Annotated in this window: 10 protein-coding genes and 1 pseudogene; 1 reads left to right on the forward strand and 10 read right to left on the reverse strand. The window is 58.8% G+C overall.

Annotated elements, in window-relative coordinates:
* Positions 1 to 142 precede the first annotated feature (142 nt).
* Entirely contained in the window at positions 143 to 289 is a 147-nt protein-coding gene (locus tag AC3A6F_RS23555; protein ID WP_487685786.1) for a hypothetical protein, read from the forward strand.
* A gap of 175 nt (positions 290 to 464) precedes the next feature.
* Here AC3A6F_RS23555 and AC3A6F_RS23560 read toward each other — a convergent pair whose 3' ends face one another.
* From AC3A6F_RS23560 to ychF, 10 genes and pseudogenes are all read right to left on the reverse strand, one after another.
* The gene (locus AC3A6F_RS23560) at positions 465 to 1706 is read right to left on the reverse strand and encodes an RNA-guided endonuclease InsQ/TnpB family protein (RefSeq protein ID WP_487685788.1); all 1242 of its coding nucleotides are present in this window, start codon (positions 1704 to 1706) and stop codon (positions 465 to 467) included.
* 281 nt (positions 1707 to 1987) lie between these two features.
* Positions 1988 to 3106: a GGDEF domain-containing protein gene (locus tag AC3A6F_RS23565; RefSeq protein WP_487685790.1), complete on the reverse strand. Its 1119-nt coding sequence runs from the start codon at positions 3104 to 3106 to the stop codon at positions 1988 to 1990.
* Between the two features lie 161 nt (positions 3107 to 3267).
* Positions 3268 to 4113 carry an MOSC domain-containing protein gene (locus AC3A6F_RS23570; protein WP_487685793.1) on the reverse strand — a complete coding sequence of 282 codons (846 nt, stop codon included), beginning with the start codon at positions 4111 to 4113 and terminating at the stop codon, positions 3268 to 3270.
* A 98-nt stretch (positions 4114 to 4211) separates the two neighbouring features.
* Positions 4212 to 7310, reverse strand: a complete 3099-nt coding sequence (locus AC3A6F_RS23575) for a DEAD/DEAH box helicase (RefSeq protein ID WP_487685795.1) — start codon at positions 7308 to 7310, stop codon at positions 4212 to 4214.
* Between the two features lie 214 nt (positions 7311 to 7524).
* A complete protein-coding gene (locus AC3A6F_RS23580; RefSeq protein WP_487685797.1) occupies positions 7525 to 10656 on the reverse strand; it encodes a type III restriction-modification system endonuclease in 3132 nt (1043 codons plus the stop codon).
* A gap of 83 nt (positions 10657 to 10739) precedes the next feature.
* On the reverse strand, positions 10740 to 12728 hold the full coding sequence (locus AC3A6F_RS23585) for a site-specific DNA-methyltransferase (RefSeq protein ID WP_487685800.1): 1989 nt from the start codon (positions 12726 to 12728) through the stop codon (positions 10740 to 10742).
* 388 nt (positions 12729 to 13116) lie between these two features.
* Positions 13117 to 13779: a DUF4391 domain-containing protein gene (locus AC3A6F_RS23590; protein ID WP_487685803.1), complete on the reverse strand. Its 663-nt coding sequence runs from the start codon at positions 13777 to 13779 to the stop codon at positions 13117 to 13119.
* Positions 13776 to 17069, reverse strand: a complete 3294-nt coding sequence (locus AC3A6F_RS23595; RefSeq protein ID WP_487685806.1) for a helicase-related protein — start codon at positions 17067 to 17069, stop codon at positions 13776 to 13778. Before AC3A6F_RS23595 ends, AC3A6F_RS23590 begins: the two co-directional genes overlap by 4 nt.
* A gap of 7 nt (positions 17070 to 17076) precedes the next feature.
* Positions 17077 to 17466: pseudogene (locus AC3A6F_RS23600) on the reverse strand (Fic family protein); the annotation flags it as partial.
* On the reverse strand, positions 17467 to 18558 hold the full coding sequence (gene ychF, locus AC3A6F_RS23605; protein WP_147936429.1) for a redox-regulated ATPase YchF: 1092 nt from the start codon (positions 18556 to 18558) through the stop codon (positions 17467 to 17469).
* Positions 18559 to 18618: the final 60 nt, after the last annotated feature.

Below are 18618 nucleotides of genomic sequence, written 5' to 3' on the forward strand. Positions count from 1 at the left end.
TTACACTCATTTTGGAAGTATAAACGAATTGGGAAAGCAAAAAACTTGCCAGTCGTAACAAACGATAACAAGCGCACGCCGCACCACACTCGGCGTTTGCCATAAGATCAACAATTTCACTGCTTATCCCTGTAGCGCACCAATGCACTCCGGCCTCGAACTCACCCTCCTCCTGCTGGGCTGCGCCGTCCTGTGCGTGGTGCTTATTCTCGGGGTCGTGTTCCTGATGCTCTCGATCGAACAGCCGCGTTCGATGCGCCGCATTGTGTTCGGGCTACGCTTGGCCTAGGTAGTATCGACGATCGTGGCGGCCATGGCGATCGGGCCACTGGAGACCTGGGCGCTGCCTAGATCATCGAGCAGGCCGACCGGTCGCTGGCCCTCGGCGCTTTCGTAGCCGGCATGCTGCTCTGTGTTGCGCCGGTCAAGCACCAGGTGGAAGAAGACTTGACATCCTCCCCGCCCTAAAGGGCAGGAATTCCTACGGCGCCGCGCGCTCTTCTGCGGGTCGCTTCGGTGGGTTCCTGCTTCCTCGAGCGGCCTGGCTGCACCGGCTCTCCACAGGCTAAGACGCGATGTCCTCGCGCTAGAACGTTGATCGCTCCGACTACATCAGCGTGATTTTCGTAGCCGCAATCGACGCACAGGAATAACGCCCGAGTCTGCCGATTGTCTTTCGAGACGTGACCGCAGCACGGGCAAGTCTGGCTAGTATGATGCGGCGGCACGGCCAGCAATACGCCGCCGCACCACGCCATCTTGTAGTCGAGCTGCCGCTGGAATTCGCCCCATCCCTGATCGAGAATGGCACGGTTCAGCCCACTTTTTTGGCTGACCTTCTTCCCTGGCTGTTCGATCGTGCCCTTGGAAGACCTGGACATATCCTGGACTTGCAAATCCTCAATGCAGACGAGCGCGTGGTTTTTGCTGATCGTCGTCGTGGCTTTATGCAGGAAATCTTTCCGCGCGTTGGCGATGTGGGTGTGAATCTTCCGAACGCGGGCTTTCGCCTTCTTCCAGTTATTGCTGAATTTGACCTTGCGGCTAATGCTGCGCTGATAGCGTGCCAGGCGCGGTTGATGTTTCTTGAAGCTGTTTAGCGGGACGACGAAGGTGCCATTGCTCATTGTGGCGAACCGGGCGATACCGACATCGATGCCGATGTCCGTCGTCGACGTGGGCAGCGGCTGTTCGATTTCGCGTAGCGTTTGAATCGACGCAAACCACTTTCCACCTGACTGGCTGACGGTGACGTTGCGCACTTCGCCCAGCACCTCACGACTGTTGCGGTAGCGTAGCCACCCGAGCTTGGGCACGAAAATGCAGTTGTTTGCCTGGTCGAGCTTGATCTGCTTCGGATCAGGGTAGCGGAAGCTCTCGCTGACGCCTTTGCGCTTGAATCGGGGGAAGTCGGCCCGCTTCTCGAAAAAATTCTTGTACGCCGTGTCCAAATTCTTCAAGGCCTGTTGCAATGGGTGGCAAGGCGCGTCTTTCAGCCACGGCGTTTCCGCACTATTGCGCCACTTGGTCAAGTGCTTCGCCATGGCGACGTAGCTGATGTACTTGTTTCCAGCTTCGTGATTTTCTTTTTGCATCGCCAACGCCCTGTTATAGACGAACCGGCACGATCCGGCGTAGCGGCGCATATCACGCGCCTGCTCGCCATTGGGCATCAGTTCATACTTATAGGCTTGTACACGTTGCATGCTTCGATTGTCGTTGGTCTAAAAGCAGTGATAACGACATACATCAATGAAGACACTGTGTTTTCCTGATGTACCTACACGCGGCCCTCGTAACAAAATGTCGCCGCGACGTCTTCACAATATGGACGTCTTGAACGCGGCCGGCCCTCCGAAGTGGGACCTGAGGCGCTGGAGAGCAGCCTGATGCTGGCGGCGGGCGATGTGGTGGCGGTGCGCGGAGATGGAGAGGCGGTCAGCCGGGCCGAGGTCAGGTTGTATGATCCTGGCCGGGCCCCGTTTACTTACGCGAACGTGACGACCTTGTTGCGGCCACCGGCCTTGGCCTGGTACAGCGCCGCATCTGCCGATGCCACCAGTTCTTGCGCCACACCTTCGATTGCGTTGTCGCGCGCAAAATCGGATAGCGCAGCGACGCCGATCGACACCGTCACATCGACCCGCTCGCCAGCTCCCAGACTCACCGGCTCGGCGGCGATGCTGGCGCGGATGCGCTGGGCGACCATGCTCGCGCTTTCCAGGTCGGCGTCGATCAGCAGCACCACGAATTCTTCGCCACCGAAGCGGCCCAGCGCATCCGACATGCGCAGCTCGGCCTTGATGCGGCCGCAGACCTCGCGCAGGACGTCGTCGCCGCCCTGGTGGCCGACCGTGTCGTTGACACGCTTGAAGTGGTCGATGTCGATGTACATGCAGGACAGGCGGTAGCCCTGGCGCCGCGCGCGCGCGATCTCTTCGAGCAGGCGGCGGTCCATGTAGCGGCGGTTGTAGACACCGGTGAGCGAATCGGTAAGGCCGATGTACTTCAGCATCTCGTTGCTGATCACGTTTTCGAGGCAGATCGCGATGATCGAGCCCATGTGCTCGACGAAGTCGGTGCCCAGGTTGGGCGTGAAGCGGGCCGGGTCGGCGCTGCCCAGGTTCAGGCTGCCGATCAGGCGCGTATTGCGCAGCAGCGGCACCAGGGCCACGCTCTGCAGGCCGGCGGGCGGATGCGGGAACACGGCGCAGTGCTGCGACGGCGCATACGGGCCCAGGATCGGACGCGGACGGCGCTCGGGCGACATGTCGAAGCCCAGCTCAACCGCATGCTCGCAGAACATCAGGTTGGGGAACTGCTCGAAATCGACGCCCAGGCGGTGCATGACGGTATAGATGTCGGCATCCGGGTCGACCAGCGACAAGGTGACGGTGTCCAGCTCCGAGATCACCGGCAGCGTGCGGAAGATCGTGCCGACCAGTTCCGGAAAGCTGCCTGCGCCCACGATCTGCAAGTCGAAAGCCTGGTGGCGGCACATGATTTCGTGGTTGCGTTCGGCCTGCTCGAGCAGGTACGCCATGCGCGCGCGCAAGGTCTCGTTTTCCGCCATCAATTCTCGCGTCGACGCGCTCGGCTCATGCATGGAGCATTCCTTTCAGCAATAACCGTAACATTACGCCATCCACTCTTGCTTGGATATGAAAAACCGCCTGTCGGCATCGCGGAAGATGCGGGAATAGGCGATTTTGCGACACTGTTGCGGTGCCGCCGGTGTTCGACCTGCTGTCGTACTTACCGTCGTACTTAGAAAGCGAGCTCGGCGTTTAGTTCCTGGCCCACGCGCAAAATGCGGCCGATGCCGTCCTCGACGATGACGTTCATGCCCAGCGTAACGGCGCCGTCCATACGGGCGTTGGCACGGTAGGTTTGCAGGATGTCGAGCGGGTCGGGGCCGGGGATGCCGGTGGCCTGGTCGACCGACGGGATCGGGCAGCGGGCGCAGGGTTTGACCGGGCGCAGTTTGATTTCGTCAAAGGAGAACTCGGCGACGAAGTCTTCTTCAAAAGCGTCGATGCCGTCCACGACCATATTGGGACGGAAGCGGTTCATGGGCAGCGCGGCGCGGCCGGCCTTTGTCAGCTTTGCGTTCAGGTCGTCGAGCGAGGACTGGCCGATCAGGAGGATCGGGTAGCCGTCCGAGAAGCGGGCCGCGGCGGGCAGGCCGCCAGTCCACGGACTGATCTTCGGACGCACGACGTCGGGACGGAAGCGCACCAGCCGGCATGGAGCGCCGACGGCGTCCGCGAACCAGGCGGAGGCATCGTCGCCGCAGTCGGCGGCCAGGACGTGGTCGTCCCAGATGAGCACTTCGATCGCCGGCGCCTCGAGGTCGTGCGCCAGCGGCAGGCGGATTGGCGCCATGCCGGGGGCCTCGACCACCAGAACATCCCCTTCGACGCGCGGCGCGATGGTCGCCATGCGCGGGTATTCGCGCTGGGTCAGGAACAGGCCCTCTCTCGTTACCACCATCCATTCGCGGTCGTGCACGCCGTCTGCCGACAGGCCGTCGAGGGCGAGCGTCACTTCAGGCACGGACAGGCCGGCGCAGGACTTGATCGGATAAAGGAGAAGTTCGGTGACGGTGGCCATGCTGCGATCGGGATGGTAAGAAGCCAACAGTATGGCAGCAATCGGGGCCGCTGGCACCATCCCGAAGGGCGGATTCGATGGAATCCGCCCTGCCCCTGCTAGCCCTCGACCGTCTCGCGGCTGCGTTCCACCAGATACGTCGCCAGCAGGCCTGACGGCAGCGCGGTGCGGTTGGCATCGAACACCTTGCGGTTGCCGATGACGATGAAGCTGTCCCTGGCGCGCGATACCGCGACGTTGAGCATGTTCGGCTTCTGGTCGAAGAAGGCGCCACCATTGAAACTCTCGCCATAGGTCGGCGAGAACAGCACGATGGCGCGCTCGGCGCCCTGCAGCGCGTGCACGGTGCCGACCGTCAGGCGGCTGTCCTTGCGCAGCAGGTCCGGCATCTCCCGGCGCAGGCGCCGGTCGATGGCGCCCGCTTGCGCCGCGAACGGGGTCACGATGCCCACCAACTTCCAGATCGGCGTCGGCTTGCCTGCGTCATCGAGGTAATGGCGCTCGATGTCGGCGCGGTGGGCCTTGAGCCAGTCGACGACCGCGGCCGCTTCAAGCTCGTTCTGGCGGCTGCCGCCGCGCCGCGCATCCCTGCCGCCGACGTGGATCAGCTCGCATGGCGGCAGGATCCGCGCTTCCGGCGGCAGCGATGCCCGTTTCGGTTCGAGGCGGCCCGCGTAGATCAGCCGGTTGCAGTAATCGATCAGCTCCGGCACGCAGCGGCGGTGTTCGGTCAGCATCAGGCCGCGGATGTCCTCGTACTGCTGGACCGCGCAGCTGCGGTTGGCGACGCGCATCAAGCTGCCGCTGGCCGATGCATAACCGCCCTGCTCCAGGCGGTCGTAGGCGGGGTTGTGGAAGGTCGGCGCCAGGCCGAACTTGACGGCGTTGGCGCGGTCGGTCGCTTCGCCGCTGTTCCAGACCGGCTCGATCTGGAAGGTATCGCCGACCACCATCGCGCGCCGCGCCAGGGCGAACATCGGCGCGCCGATATCGGGCGAGACCTGGCCTGCCTCGTCGACCACCAGCAGGTCGATCGTGTTCCAGAACGGCATGTCCTCGCCTTCCCAGGCGGTGAAGAACGACGGCGCCATGTGGAAGTTCGACACCAGGCAGGGAGAGAGCTTGGCGAAGCGACGGTACTTCGCTTCGAGCTTGCTGCGCCCCTTCGTATCCTTGATGCCGCTCCTGATACGGTGCCGCACTTCCAGGATCCACTGGCCCGACCAGTACCAGTCGGCGACCGCGAACATGCGCGCGCGTACCTTCTTGTCCAGGTGCTCGTTCAGGTTGGCCAGACTGGCGTCGAGCAGCTCCGGATCGTCGCCGGCCACATCGCGCCAGGCGGCGAAGGCGCTGGTGATGCGGGCGCGCTCCTGCTCTGCTAGGGCCATCTCCTGCTTGACCTGTTCGCTCTGTTCGGCAACCGCCTGCTTCAACGTCTGCAGCGCGGCGACGGCGTCGTTCTTCTGTTGCAACGCCTCTTTCTTGAGCAGATGGAAAAAACCTGGAACGCCATCGCCCCGGTGCTGAAGATCGGACGTCAGCGGATGCGCGAGCAGGGCCTGGCGGTCGCGTGCCATGCGGCGCCGACGCAGTGAAGGCACGAAATTGAAGAGGTCGAGCCAGATCGACGCATCGGCCAAATACGCCGCCCAGGATTTCTCGGCCTGCAGGATGTCGTCGCGGCGGGCCTCGTAGGCGCGCTGCGCGGCATCGGCGGCATGCTCGCCCTCGTCCAGCCGGGTGCGCAGGTCCGCCAGCGCTTCACGGCAACGCGTCAGCTCTCCGTTGGCGTTCGCCAGCAAGGCCTTGTACGACGCCACGGCGCTTTCGCCCTCTTCCTGGCCGAGCGCGTGGAACAGCGCGTGGCGCGCCGCGACCAGCGTCTCCAGGCGGGCGGCAAGGCCGGCCAGCTCGGCGTGCAGGTCGTGGACCACGGTTCCGACCCCATCGCCGCGACGCCTGAAGTGCATCGCGGCGCAATCGAGGTAGTGCCGCTCCACGGCGGCCAGCATCTCGGGCGTTTCGAACGCCTCGAAGGCATGGGTCTTGCCGGTGCATACCGGATGCTGGCTCTGGCGCGACTCGGACGCCATGAACAGGCCGAAGCCGCGCTCGTACAAATGCCAGCGCCGATGGCCGGTGTCGGCGGCGATCTTCGCGAAGCTGTCGAGCACGTTCTCGACCGCTTTCACATTGGTCGAGGCGACCAGGATCAGCGGGCACTCGGCGCCGGCCAGGGCGGCATCGACCCAGAGCTGGGCGACCACGCTATGTAGCAAGGTGGTCTTGCCGGTGCCGGGCGGCCCGTTCACCGCCAGCACCTGTCCTTCGGGCAGGCGCTGCAACTCGCGCATCGCGCCGCGCTGGGATGGCGACAGCGGATAGGCGGGATGCACGTGGCCGACGGTCTTGTCATCATGCGGCGCCGCGTCCAGCAAGGCCAGCGGCGCGCGCGCCGGCTGCTCGTCGAGCCTGCGCAGCGTGTCGAGGAGCGGCGTGGGAGGACGGTCCGCGATGATGCTGTCGTACAGTTTTAGTAGATGGCGCGCCACCATCGGCGGCTCGTAGGCGACGCCGTGCCAGCCGGAGACCAGCACATGGTCGTCGAGCGCGAAATCAGGCAGGCGCAGGTCGAGCGAAGCCGGCGCCAGCAGCGGCAAGCCTGCCCCCGTCACCGCTTCGAACAGGCGTGCCGCGAGGTGCAGCGTGTCACCCATGCCGGTGGGCTTTTCGGGCAGGGAGGCGATGAATTCGTCGTGGCGCGCCAGCGCGCCGACCGAGGTGCGCTGTAAGGTCGGCTCGAGCAGATCGCGCGGTATCCACGGTAAGCGCTCGGGGTCGGGCGACAGCGCGCCGTCGCGATCGAGCAAGCATGGAATGCACAGCACCGACGCGCCCCGGTGCAGCTCGGCGCCATCGTGCTTGACGCCATGGCTCGCCGCCACCGATACACGGGCGGGGATGAGCACGTAGGGAATCCGGCCGTCCCGCTCCAGCCTACTGGCGTCGAACTGCGCCGCGACCCAGGTGGGCACGTCCGGCGTGGCGGCGGTGATCCGCCAGCGGCCGTCGATTTCGCCGATGGCGATGGGCTTGCTTTCGGGCGCGACCTCGGGGTGGAGCAGGCTCGCCTGGGCTAACGCGGCGCGCCAGTAGGGCAAGGGCAGCAAGGGGATTGGGACTGGTTCGTTCATATTTCCGGTATTTCTTCCTGCATTTCGGCTTGTTAGATCACAGCCAAAACCGGGATAGGGGCCGTCAGTTTAACTGACGGCCCCCCTCACACACCACCTGGCATGCGGGTCCGCACCGGGCGGTTGAAATAGTTGAGTTCATCGCGTCGAACCCGGGGCACGAACGGCTGCAAGTTACGGCTGTTTATCTCGGAAGATAAACAGCTTGCCTCCGCTACTTCACCACCTCCATCAGCTTGCCGAAACTGTCCACCACGTCGTACTTGACGTTCTCCGGGGCGTAGCGGCGGTTCATCTCATCGAAAAACTTGCGTGCGCACTTGATCTTGATGTTTTCGATCTCACGCAGGTCCAACGAGGACATGGATCCCTTGGTTTCCGCCACGAAATAGATATGCTTGACAGCGCCTTCCTTGAAGCTGATCGCCCAGTCTGGGTTGTAGTCGCCCACGGGCGTGGGAATGAGGAAGCCGCGTGGCAACTTGGCATAGACCACCACCTCATTTGCTGTGTCCAGCTCTTTCACGAACTCTCGCTCTACCTTCGAATCCGTCAGCACGTAGTCGTAGATGTGTCGCTGAAGCTTGTCACCGGCCTTGCTGAAGTCCTGCTTCGTCTGCCCGGCAGTGAAAATATCGAGATCGAACTTCTCTTCGACGGGATCGTAGGCCAGGTGTTCGATGATGACCGTGGCCTTCTGCTCGTTGACGAGTCGCGTGGCCTCGGCGATGAAACTTTCCGGGTTGGTTTTGAACTGCGCAAAAACCGCGACGTTAATACCCTTAAGAATTTCCGCCACCGTGCGACGAGTCAATTGAGTACCTTCGGCCAATTTTCCGATCAGGTCGTACTTGACCGCTGAATGAATCGACTGCTTGTTGTATTCGGTATTTGTTTCAGAGACCTTGAAACCATCTCCACGCTTAAGAGCCTCGCCCGTCACCTGGTCGATCTGTTCGCCTGCCTGGATGGTGTATTGCAGCGGCGTCACGCGCAGGGCCGCATCCAGCTCCTTTACCGCCTTTTGCACCAGCTCGTCCGAGTCAAAATCGACACTGTAGGCCGCCTTGCGGTTGATACGGTTCCACAGCGCCTTGAACTCCTGCTTGTCGAAATTGGCGTTGAGCGGGTTCTTCTTGGGTTTGCGGTCGTCGCCGATGTCGGGCAACTGGCTGGCACTGAACACGCTGTCGATAAGCTGATACACCTGCGCAGCGTGCGGTTGCAGTTCATCTGGCAGGTCAGCCAGCGTTCCAGCCTTCTTGGCATCGTGATATTCATCCGCGATCCGATCTGAATCGTCTGTGTAGTCGTTCTTGACCAGATAACGGTAGATTTGCTTCGCCAGTTGCGGTGTGACCGGTACATCGCCGGTCGCCGTTTTCATCACCTTGCTGGTGAAGTATTCCGCATTTGCGACACGCGGACGTTCCGACAGCGAATCGCTGATGTCCTTCTGCAGCGCGGCAACAAAGTCTTTGAAGCTCTCACTGGCGACCACGGTCAGCACGTTCACGTCGTGAACGGTGGCCGGGTGATCCATCCGGTCGCCTGTCTGGTTGACGGACAGCCGTAACCCACGCCCTACTTCTTGTCTGCGTGTGACCTCGTTGTTGTAATCGGGATGCTTCAAAAAGCAAATCACGAAAACATTAGGGTTATCCCAGCCTTCGCGCAGGGCGGAATGCGAGAAGATGAAACGTACCGGCTCTTCGAGTTTGAGAAGTTGCTCCTTCTTTCGGAGAATCAGGTCATAGGCATCCACATCGTCCGACATGCCTTTGTTTTCACCTGTCTTCGTAATGCTCGGATCAACGTCGCGCTTGCTCTTCTTGTCGATGGAAAAGTAGCCGGTATGGGTCTTGTCGGCCGGAATACCCTTCAAGTACTTGACGTAGGCCGTCTCGTCCAGATCGAGCACCTCGTTTAAGTACTGCGTGTATTCCTCCTCAAAGATTCGGGCGTATTCACCCTTTTCGTCCGCCTGCGTGTAGTCGCGGTACTTGGCCACCTCGTCAATGAAAAACAGGGTTAGCACCTTCACGTCTTGCTGGAACAGCACCTGCTCCTTGTCGAAGTGCGCCTTGACGGCCTCACGAATCTGAATGCGGCGTAGCACGGCCTCGGTCACATCGCCGGTGGCGTCGCCGACGGTCAGCTCCACGCCATTGGTAAAGCTCAGGGTGTCGGTGTTGGCGTTGATGTCCGTCACCACGTAGTTGCGGTACTGATCTAAGCCACCCGACAGGTCGAACAGGTTGTCGCCCTTGCCGAGCTTGCGTACCACGCGCTTGATGTCGCCATTGGCGAGCTTTTGCTCAAACTCCACGCGCGCCTCGGGCGGCTTCTTACTCGAAATTTCGATGGATTGCAGGTACAGATAGCCCGCCGTGCCCGCCAGCCCCTTCACCGCGATGCCGCGCACGGCAATTTTCTTCACCAGCTTTTGGTTGTAGGCGTCCAGCGCATCGAGGCGGTGAATCTTGTTGTGGGTGGTCTTATGGGTGGCCGAGTAGCGCAGCACCATCAGCGCATTGAACTCCTCCAGCGATTTCAGCGTCGCCACACCTTCCATCTTCTGCGGCTCATCCAGAATCAGGATAGGCCGGTTAGCGCTAATGATGTCGATTGGTTTGCGTGATTGGAAATCATCCAGGCCGACCATTTCAGTCTCACCTTTGGCATTCACCCTTGGAGTTCCGTAGATGCGGCGAGCGTCTGCTCCTCGTGAGGCGAACGCCTGCACGTTAATCACCATCACGTTGATGCCCGAATCCGACGAGAAGCTCTCCAGGTGGTGCAGTTGCTTGGAGTTGTAGATAAAAAAGCGCGTCCTCTTGTGATACGTCTCCAGAAAGTGCTCGGCCGTGATCTCTAGCGACTTGGCCACGCCCTCACGGATCGCGACGCTGGGCACGACAATGATGAATTTGCTCCATCCATACAGCTTGTTCAACTCGAAGATGGTCTTGATGTAGCAATAGGTCTTGCCCGTGCCGGTTTCCATCTCAATGTCAAGGTTGATCTTGGCTACCTTGGTCTTGACCATCGTATCCGACAACGGCAGGTTCTGTCCCCGCTGGACGGCCTGGATGTTGTCCAGCAGTGCTGTTTCTGACAGCGTGAAGTCGGCGTTGCGAAACGCGGCATCCCTTTCCGCTGCAGCTTCAGGCGAAGCGGCCTCCAGCGTCAGCATAGCTTGCGGACTCTCAGGGGGCGCTTTCTGGCTGCCTGGATCGAGCCGGTAGCGAATGCCGCCGTGATGTGGAGCCTGCCCCTTGAAGCTGTCCACCACCGCCTGCACTGCCGCCGTCTGGTAGGCTTGCGTCTTGAACTTCAGTTTCATCGGGCACCTCCATGTGCCCACCCCTTCGGGTGCACTGTCGTGCATGCAAACTTATTTCTAAAGAAATTTGTCATCGCCGCCCCTCAGATACTCTTTACTTCGGTGGATGGCGACAAGAGCTTGAAGATTTGTTCCACATTGATCTTGACGGCACTGTCCTTAAACCCAGCGTCGCGAAACACCACGCGCAGCGGTTTGTGCGTGGCTAATTCCTTGACGAAGGCTTCATCAATGCCGCCGTGCGCGTCAAAGCAGGCGACAAGAGCGTCACCGCCCACATAGAACACATCCTTGCCCTGAATGGCTTGCTTTTCGATGGGCAGGGTGAGGTCAACGCCCCAGTCCAGCATCACCTGAAATAGCAGATCTTCCGCTGTACGGTCGAGCTTGATGTTGTCTACGAACAGATCGAGATTGGCCTTGTCCAGCGCATCGGGGGAGTAATAGACGTTGGCCATATTCGATGTATCAAGTGCCAAAACACGGAAACCAGGATCGATCTTTCCTTCTCCCGCAGATTCCAATATAGCGCTTGCTGCCCGTCTAATCCTTTCCTTAGTTAGAGAGGGGATAACCTTGGGGAGGTTGTGCTTTTCACAAAAGAGATAACCATCTTTCTGATTCTTGTCGTCAAATCTAAGCGGCTCTTCAAGCTGGATCAGTAGCCACTTCGCGGCCTCATCGGATTCAGAGTTGTAGTCCATGACTCCGTGCGCAGTCGTTCCCGAGCCCGCGAAAAAATCCATTACCACTTCGTCCGATTTTACACGCGATATTTCACACAGATACTTGATCAAAGAAGATGGCTTAGCAAAGCTAAATGGAACACCGAGTTTTTTCAGCTCATGAGAGCTATTTTGGTTTATATGGTCTTCAATTAAGCTGTTTGGCTTGGCAGTAGAATTAGCAATTACATCGGCTAAGAAAGTCTTCGTGAATACGTTCCATAAAACTGAATTCCCGTTTGAGTCGACTAAGTTGGAAGATCGTACTCTTCTAACGACAATTTTGTCTTTATTATTAAGGTACGTCTCCTTACTCCACCTCCACACCTTATCCGCACCTGTGACTGGAGCCACACCTGCCCCGTCCACCTTGGACTCAGGAAAGGTGTTACCGGGAGGGATTAGTAAGGTGCCGTCTGGAGCTTCGATGTAATATCGCTGATTACTGCAACCTCGCATGGGATCTAGACTGGTCATGTACAACCGAACAAGCTGATACTTTTCGCCTTTTCGTGGACCATCATCATCCACATGTTTATAAGCACTAACGTTAGCACCGCCAAAGAACACTTCGCAAAACTCTTTATTCTTTGCGTAGGTCAAGATGTAATCGAAATTCGGCGACCAATAATCACCTTGGTTATTTGCCTTCTTGGATACCCTGCATGCGCATCCCAAGAAGTTTTCACCTCCAAAAATCTCATCACATAATTTCTTAAGAGATGCTTGTTCGTCGTCGCCGATAGATATAAATATCAGGCCATTGTCCGACAACAAGTTTCTCGCAAGTCTGAGCCTCGGATAGATCATGCTGAGCCAGTCAGAATGAAATCGTCCATTCGACTCATTATTCGAAACCAGTTTATTCCCAGCATCATCTTGCTGGAACGATCGAGAGAAGTATTCCTCGGCGGTCTCAGAAAAATCGTCTTCATAGATGAAGTCATTACCTGTGTTGTACGGCGGATCGATGTAGATCATCTTCACCTTGCCCAGATAAGTTTCCTGCAACAGCTTCAACGCATCCAGGTTGTCGCCCTCAATGAACAGGTTCTTCGTTGTATCGAAGTCCACACTTTCTTCGCGTATCGGGCGTAGGGTCTTGGCAATCGGCGCATTGGCTGTCATTAGCGCCTCGCGCTTGCCAGGCCAGTTGAGGTGAAAGCGCTCCTGCGGCCCTTCAACGATGGAAGTTGAGATTTCCTGCCTGAGCTGGTCGAGGTCCACCGCCAGCTTCACGCTGCCGTCTTCGCCTCGCGCCTCAGTCACGCAGCCGGGGAACAGGTCGCGGATGCGCGCGATGTTGTCTTCGGTCAGGTTGGGCGAGTGCATTTTCAATTTATCCATGGGCAATTTCCTAAAATTCTTACAGATTCAGCAGTATCAAAAAACTGCCCTACTAAAACGGAATGTCGTCATCTTCAGCAGCGACACCAGTATTATCTGCTGGCTCCTGCTTAAACTCGTGTGGTGCTTCAGCCTCGGTTTTTTGCCAGTCAGTGGCGATAGCCTGCCAATCCACGCTGCACTCAATCTTCTCGCCGTGATCATCTCCTCGAGCCCCTCATCAGACCAGAACGCCCAGAAGTCAGGATCATCCGACTTGGGTCGTTGATCCTTGAGCAAGCTATTGATCTGTACCATCATCATTTCTGACCTTGGCGATGTCGGGGTACAGCTCTTATAAGGTTGACTGCTCGCTAATTTTCGGCATGATTTCAAGCTCCTTGTTTTTTTATTCGATCAATGCTGCATGGTCTTTCTTCAACTGCCGCAATTGAGAATTGATCTCCACTTTGCGGTTGAACTGTTTTTGCTTAGCCAGCCGAGCTGAGGTTTTGTCCACCTCACGTTGTTTGGCCTGTGCTTGCTCAACACGCGCGACCAATTCGACCAGCGTTTCTTGTGGCCGTGCTGGCAAAGGGATTAGCCGATGGAGCAGCTGTTCGTATAGGCCCCCTAAGTGCAGAGCAATAGGCATGGCGGTGCGCTCGCAGCCAGCCGGAAACCACTCTGATGCAAAGTAGTCCGAATGGACCCAGCAGCAGGTGTCGGCTTCGCTCGGGCGTTTGTGAGCGGCAATTACCTGCGTTTTTCCCTCGAAGGCCATTTCAAACACGATTGGAAAAGGTATGGCCCCGTCGATGCTGCGCAATACGTCTCGATGTAGTTCCGGTACTTTGAGCTGGATACTGAATACCTGAACCTCTGGCACACCGGGCCGCTCTGGTAGGTGGAGCGTTTCCGGGGCCAGCTTGAAAGCCCAGACGACCTGTTCCACCTGCTTAACGAACAGGTCTTTCAGCCTAGTGTTGGCCCCGGTATGCTCGTAGATTTTGTTCTTAGGTAGCACACGCCCGAAGGCTGCCTGCTTGGGGTAGGCAATCAGCGCACTCATCCAGCCTCCTGAATCACGAGGAAGCTGATGAGTTCGAAGTCGTCCAGTCCGGAGATGGTGCCTTTGAGCGCCGTGGTCTTGCCTCCGGTGAACAGGCTGTCCAGATCCTTTTCTTCCTTAACCTCGATCATCGAACGGATAGCCTTGCCTAGCAGGTCGGAGTAGGGCTGCATATTGCGGCCATCCGCCGTTTCCTGATTGAAGCGCTGGCACACTTCTGCGATGGGTTTGTCCTGTCCCTTGCAGCAGGTGCGCGCCAGATCAAGCAGGCGCTTGACCTCAGTATGGTCGTGGATGACCTCGCCCTCGCGGTTGATGTAGACGAGGTAGTACGGATGCAGGCGGTTGTGCTCGTTGAGGTTGCCCCCTGAGTTACGGTTGCGCAGCGTGAAGATCACCCCCGGGCGCAAGTCCATTTCGGGCTGGGCGGGTACGATGGCATGCATCCCAGTGGGCACGTTATCCAGTTCTCCGTGGGCTTTGACATAGTTGAGCAGGTCCATGCGGAAGTCATTAAGGCCCAGATCGGTGATGGAAACACCCGTCTTCAAGTCCTCCAGCTCGATAACTTCCTCCTGCAAGCGGCGCAGTTGCTCCTTGCGGTACGACACGTCGTTGGCTTGCGCGGACAGCACGTTGTCGTCGCCGGTGGCGGTAACGTCGGCGATCATCATCCGGCTCTCGACGCGCTCTTTGAGGTTGATGTATTCATCAAGCGAAATATCCGGCCAGTAGTTGACCAACTGGATGCTGTTATTGGGTGAGCCGATACGATCCACCCGGCCGAAGCGCTGGATGATGCGCACCGGGTTCCAGTGGATGTCGTAGTTGATCAGGTAATCGCAGTCCTGCAAGTTCTGCCCTTCGGAGATACAGTCGGTGCCGATGAGCAGATCGACTTCGTGCGGCTCGTCCGGCAGCACCACGGCCTTCTCTTTCGAACGCGGGGAGAACAAGGTGAGCAGTTCCTGGAAGTCGTAGTTGCGCTTGTGTGTACCGCTCTTGATGGTGGACTGCGGTGCGCCCTTGCCGGTGACCTTGGCGGTGTGAATGGAAAGGCTGGCCAGCAGTTCCGGCGCAAGATTGGCGTACAGGTAATCGGCGGTGTCGGCAAAAGCGGTGAAGATCAGCACCTTCCGGTTGCCGGGGTTGATGGGGTTGTCGATCTTGCCGAACACCTGCGTCTTGAGGTGCTGCAACTTCGCATCATGCTGCGGGGTGATCTTGTTCATCGAGGCCAGCAAGGCGTCGATAACTTGTAAGTCCGCCTTAAGTTCGTGCTCCCAGGACGGCAAGTCCATGTCCGCGAGGCTGATCTTGATCTTGCCGCCGATCTCGCTGCCCTCGTCGCCGGGCATCGGCAGGTCGTCATCCTCGGCGTCCCGCCCCTCCAGCACGTCCGAAAGGTCGCCCACCGTGGCCGCACCGCCGGATTGATTGAACGCGGCGATCTTGGCTAACGTGGCTTCGTTATTGGCGCGCAGCGATTGCAGGGTGAGGCGGAATGACTGCACAGAGCTTTCTAGACGCTTGAGCAAGTTGACCGTCATCAGGGCCTGTAGGCTCTTTTCACGGTCAGCCTGACGCAGTGTGCCCTTGCCGCCGACTTTGGTGTCGTAGATCTCTTCGTACTTTTTCAGACGACTGGGCAGGATGTAGCTGATGGGCGCATACACAGCCAGCTTGAGCAGGGAGAGCTGCTCGAAGATTTCGTTAAAGCCCAGCACATCTGACCGCTCGGTCAGGCGGCAGTGGAACGAGAGCGGCTTGCGGCGCTCGGGAAACTTGCCGATGTCCTTGGTGTCGTAGAAAGTCTGGATGTGCTTGCGCGAGCGGGCGATGGTGACGCTATCGAGCAGCTCGAAGAAGTCGAAATCCAGCGAGTCAAGGATTGCTCGCGCAGTGCGCTCTTCCGGCGGAAGCTTTGACCAGGTGTTGAAGACTGCTTGAGCATTGCGAAAAACCTCTTCTACCGACTTGCTGGTGCGTAGCTTCTTGCTGAGGCTTTCCGAGTCGCCTTCGTAGGCCAGCGCAAGCTGGTTGCGCAGGTCAGTGAAGCGGTTGTTGACTGGTGTAGCCGACAACATCAGCACCTTGGTCTTCACCCCTTCCTGAATGACCTTGCGCATTAACTTCTGGTAGCGAGTTTCCTTGTCCTTATAGGCATCGTTGTTGCGGAAGTTGTGGGACTCGTCGATGACAACCAGATCGTAGTTGCCCCAGTTGATACGGTTGAGCGGTGTGCCGAAGGATTCGCCACTGGTGCGCGAAAGATCCGTGTGGCATAGGACGTCATAGCTGAACCGGTCGCGGGCGAAGATATTGGTCTTAAGGTTTCGGTTGTAATTGAGCCAATTGTCGGCCAGCTTCTTGGGGCAAAGTACTAACACGGATTTGTTCCGCAACTCGTAGTACTTGCATACGGCCAGCGCAGTGAAGGTCTTGCCAAGGCCGACGCTGTCGGCCAGGATGCAACCGCTGTAGGTTTCCAGCTTATTGATGATACCGGTGGCCGCATCCTTCTGATAGTTGAAGAGCTTGTTCCAGATCAGCGTATCCTGGTAGCCCGTTCGATCGTTGGGCAACACGTCTTCGTCGATGCCGTCGAGGAACTCGTTGAAGATTTTGTAGAGCATCAGGAAGTAGATGCTCTCAGGCGAGTTCTCCTGATAGACCGAGGCGATATGCTCGCAGATCTGCTCAGTCACGTCCTCGAGTTCTTCAGAGTCGTTCCAGATCTGGTCGAACAGGCTAAGGTATGTGGCAGAAAAGGGGGCCTCGTCCATCTTGTTGACGAGGTTAGACACCGCATTGCCTTGCTGGTAGCCGAGATCGACAGCGGTGAAACCGTGCAAGGGCATGTACGCCGTGTCGTTGCCACCAGCCTGCACGCAGGCGAATTGCTGCATAGGCGCTTTGGTGCGGTTGCTGCGGAACGTGGCCTTGCGCCGTACCCAGTCGGCACACTCCTTGGCCACAGCCCGCTGGGTGAGCTTGTTGCGAAGCTGAATCTCGAAGTCGCTGCCGTAAAGGCTGCGCTCGCGGTCGAGCTTGGGTATGTGGAACTCCTTGCGTTCCTTGCGAATTTTGTCGGTGACCTCGTTGGCCACAAAGGTGGGAGAGGTGAAGATGAAGTTCAGCTCGTCGATCTTTTCCAGCTCGGCTTTCAGCGCCTCGAAGGCGTACATCGAAAAGCACGAGGCCGCGACCTTCAGGCGCGTACCGGGCCTGAGGGTCTGCTTAAGATCGTCGCCCAGCAAGCGGCTGATGTTGTCGATCAGTTCCATCATGCTCCCCTTATGATCGATTGATCCATGTCGCGCCTAGCCCCTTGCCTGTCAATTCAATCAATCCCTCTGATCTCATCGCCCGCAGCACTAGCCGAACCATGTCCCGGCTCACGCCCTGGCAGGCTTCCCCAACCACTGGAATAGAAAACGACAGAGTGCGCCCCAGGACTTCCGCCCACACCCGGTCGCCTTTATTGCCAGAGCACGCTTGATGGTGCGGACACGCCCCTCGAACTCACAGTAGGTCCGTAGCAAAGCACCCCGGAAGTAGTTGAGCCGGGGCTTTATGCCGTGCTGCCCCAAGTTGCCAACCCTGCGAACTGGCTTCCAGCGCTTCGTAGTAACCTTCTGTGGTGTCTTCGAAGATGCATTCCAGGCTGATGTAGCGACCTAATGATCAGACGTTGAACAAGAAGTTCAGCACGTCGCCATCCTTGACGATGTATTCCTTGCCCTCAGCGCGCATCTTGCCCGCTTCCTTAGCGCCCGACTCACCCTTGTAGGTCAGGAAGTCATCATACGAAATGGTCTGCGCGCGAATGAAGCCGCGCTCGAAGTCGGTGTGGATCACACCCGCGGCCTGCGGTGCGGTGGCACCAATCGCCACGGTCCATGCACGCACTTCCTTCACGCCAGCGGTGAAGTAGGTCTGCAGGCCCAGCAGCTTGAACGCGGCGCGGATCAGGCGATCCAGGCCCGGCTCGTCCATGCCCATATCGCCCAGGAAGTCGGCCTTGTCGGCATCGTCCATCTCGGCGATTTCCGACTCGATCGAAGCGCAGATGGCGACGATCGGGGCGTTCTGCTTGTTGGCGAACTCGGTCAGCTGGTCCAGCAGCGGGTTATCCTTGAAACCGGTATCCGACACATTGGCCACGAACATCGCCGGCTTGGCGGTGATCAGGTGCAGCGGGTAGATGATCGCCATCTCTTCGGCATCCAGGCCGATGGTGCGCACCGGCTGGCCTTCGTTCAGGTGCGGCAGCACGCGTTCGAGCAGGGCGACCAGCTTGGCCGCATCCTTGTCGCCCGAGCGCGCTTTCTTTTGCTCGCGGTGGATGGCTTTCTCGACGGTGCCCATGTCGGCCAGAGCCAGCTCGGTCTGGATGACTTCGATGTCGTCGATCGGGCTGACCTTGCCGGCCACGTGGATCACGTTCGGGTCTTCGAAGCAGCGCACCACGTTGACGATGGCATCGGTTTCGCGGATGTGCGACAGGAACTGGTTGCCCAGGCCCTCGCCCTTCGACGCGCCGGCCACCAGGCCCGCGATGTCGACGAATTCGACGATGGCCTTGACCACGCGTTCCGGCTTGACGATCGCCGACAGTGCGTCGATGCGCGGATCCGGCACTTCGACCACGCCCACGTTCGGCTCGATGGTGCAGAACGGGTAGTTCTCAGCCGGGATGCCGGCCTTGGTCAGGGCGTTGAACAGGGTGGATTTGCCAACGTTGGGCAGGCCGACGATGCCGCATTTGAGGGTCATGGGTACTCTTCCTAATTCGATAAGCGCGAGCGATCGATGAACCGCTCTAAACCCTGCATT

This window comes from Massilia sp. Soil_C_3, assembly GCF_057657035.1.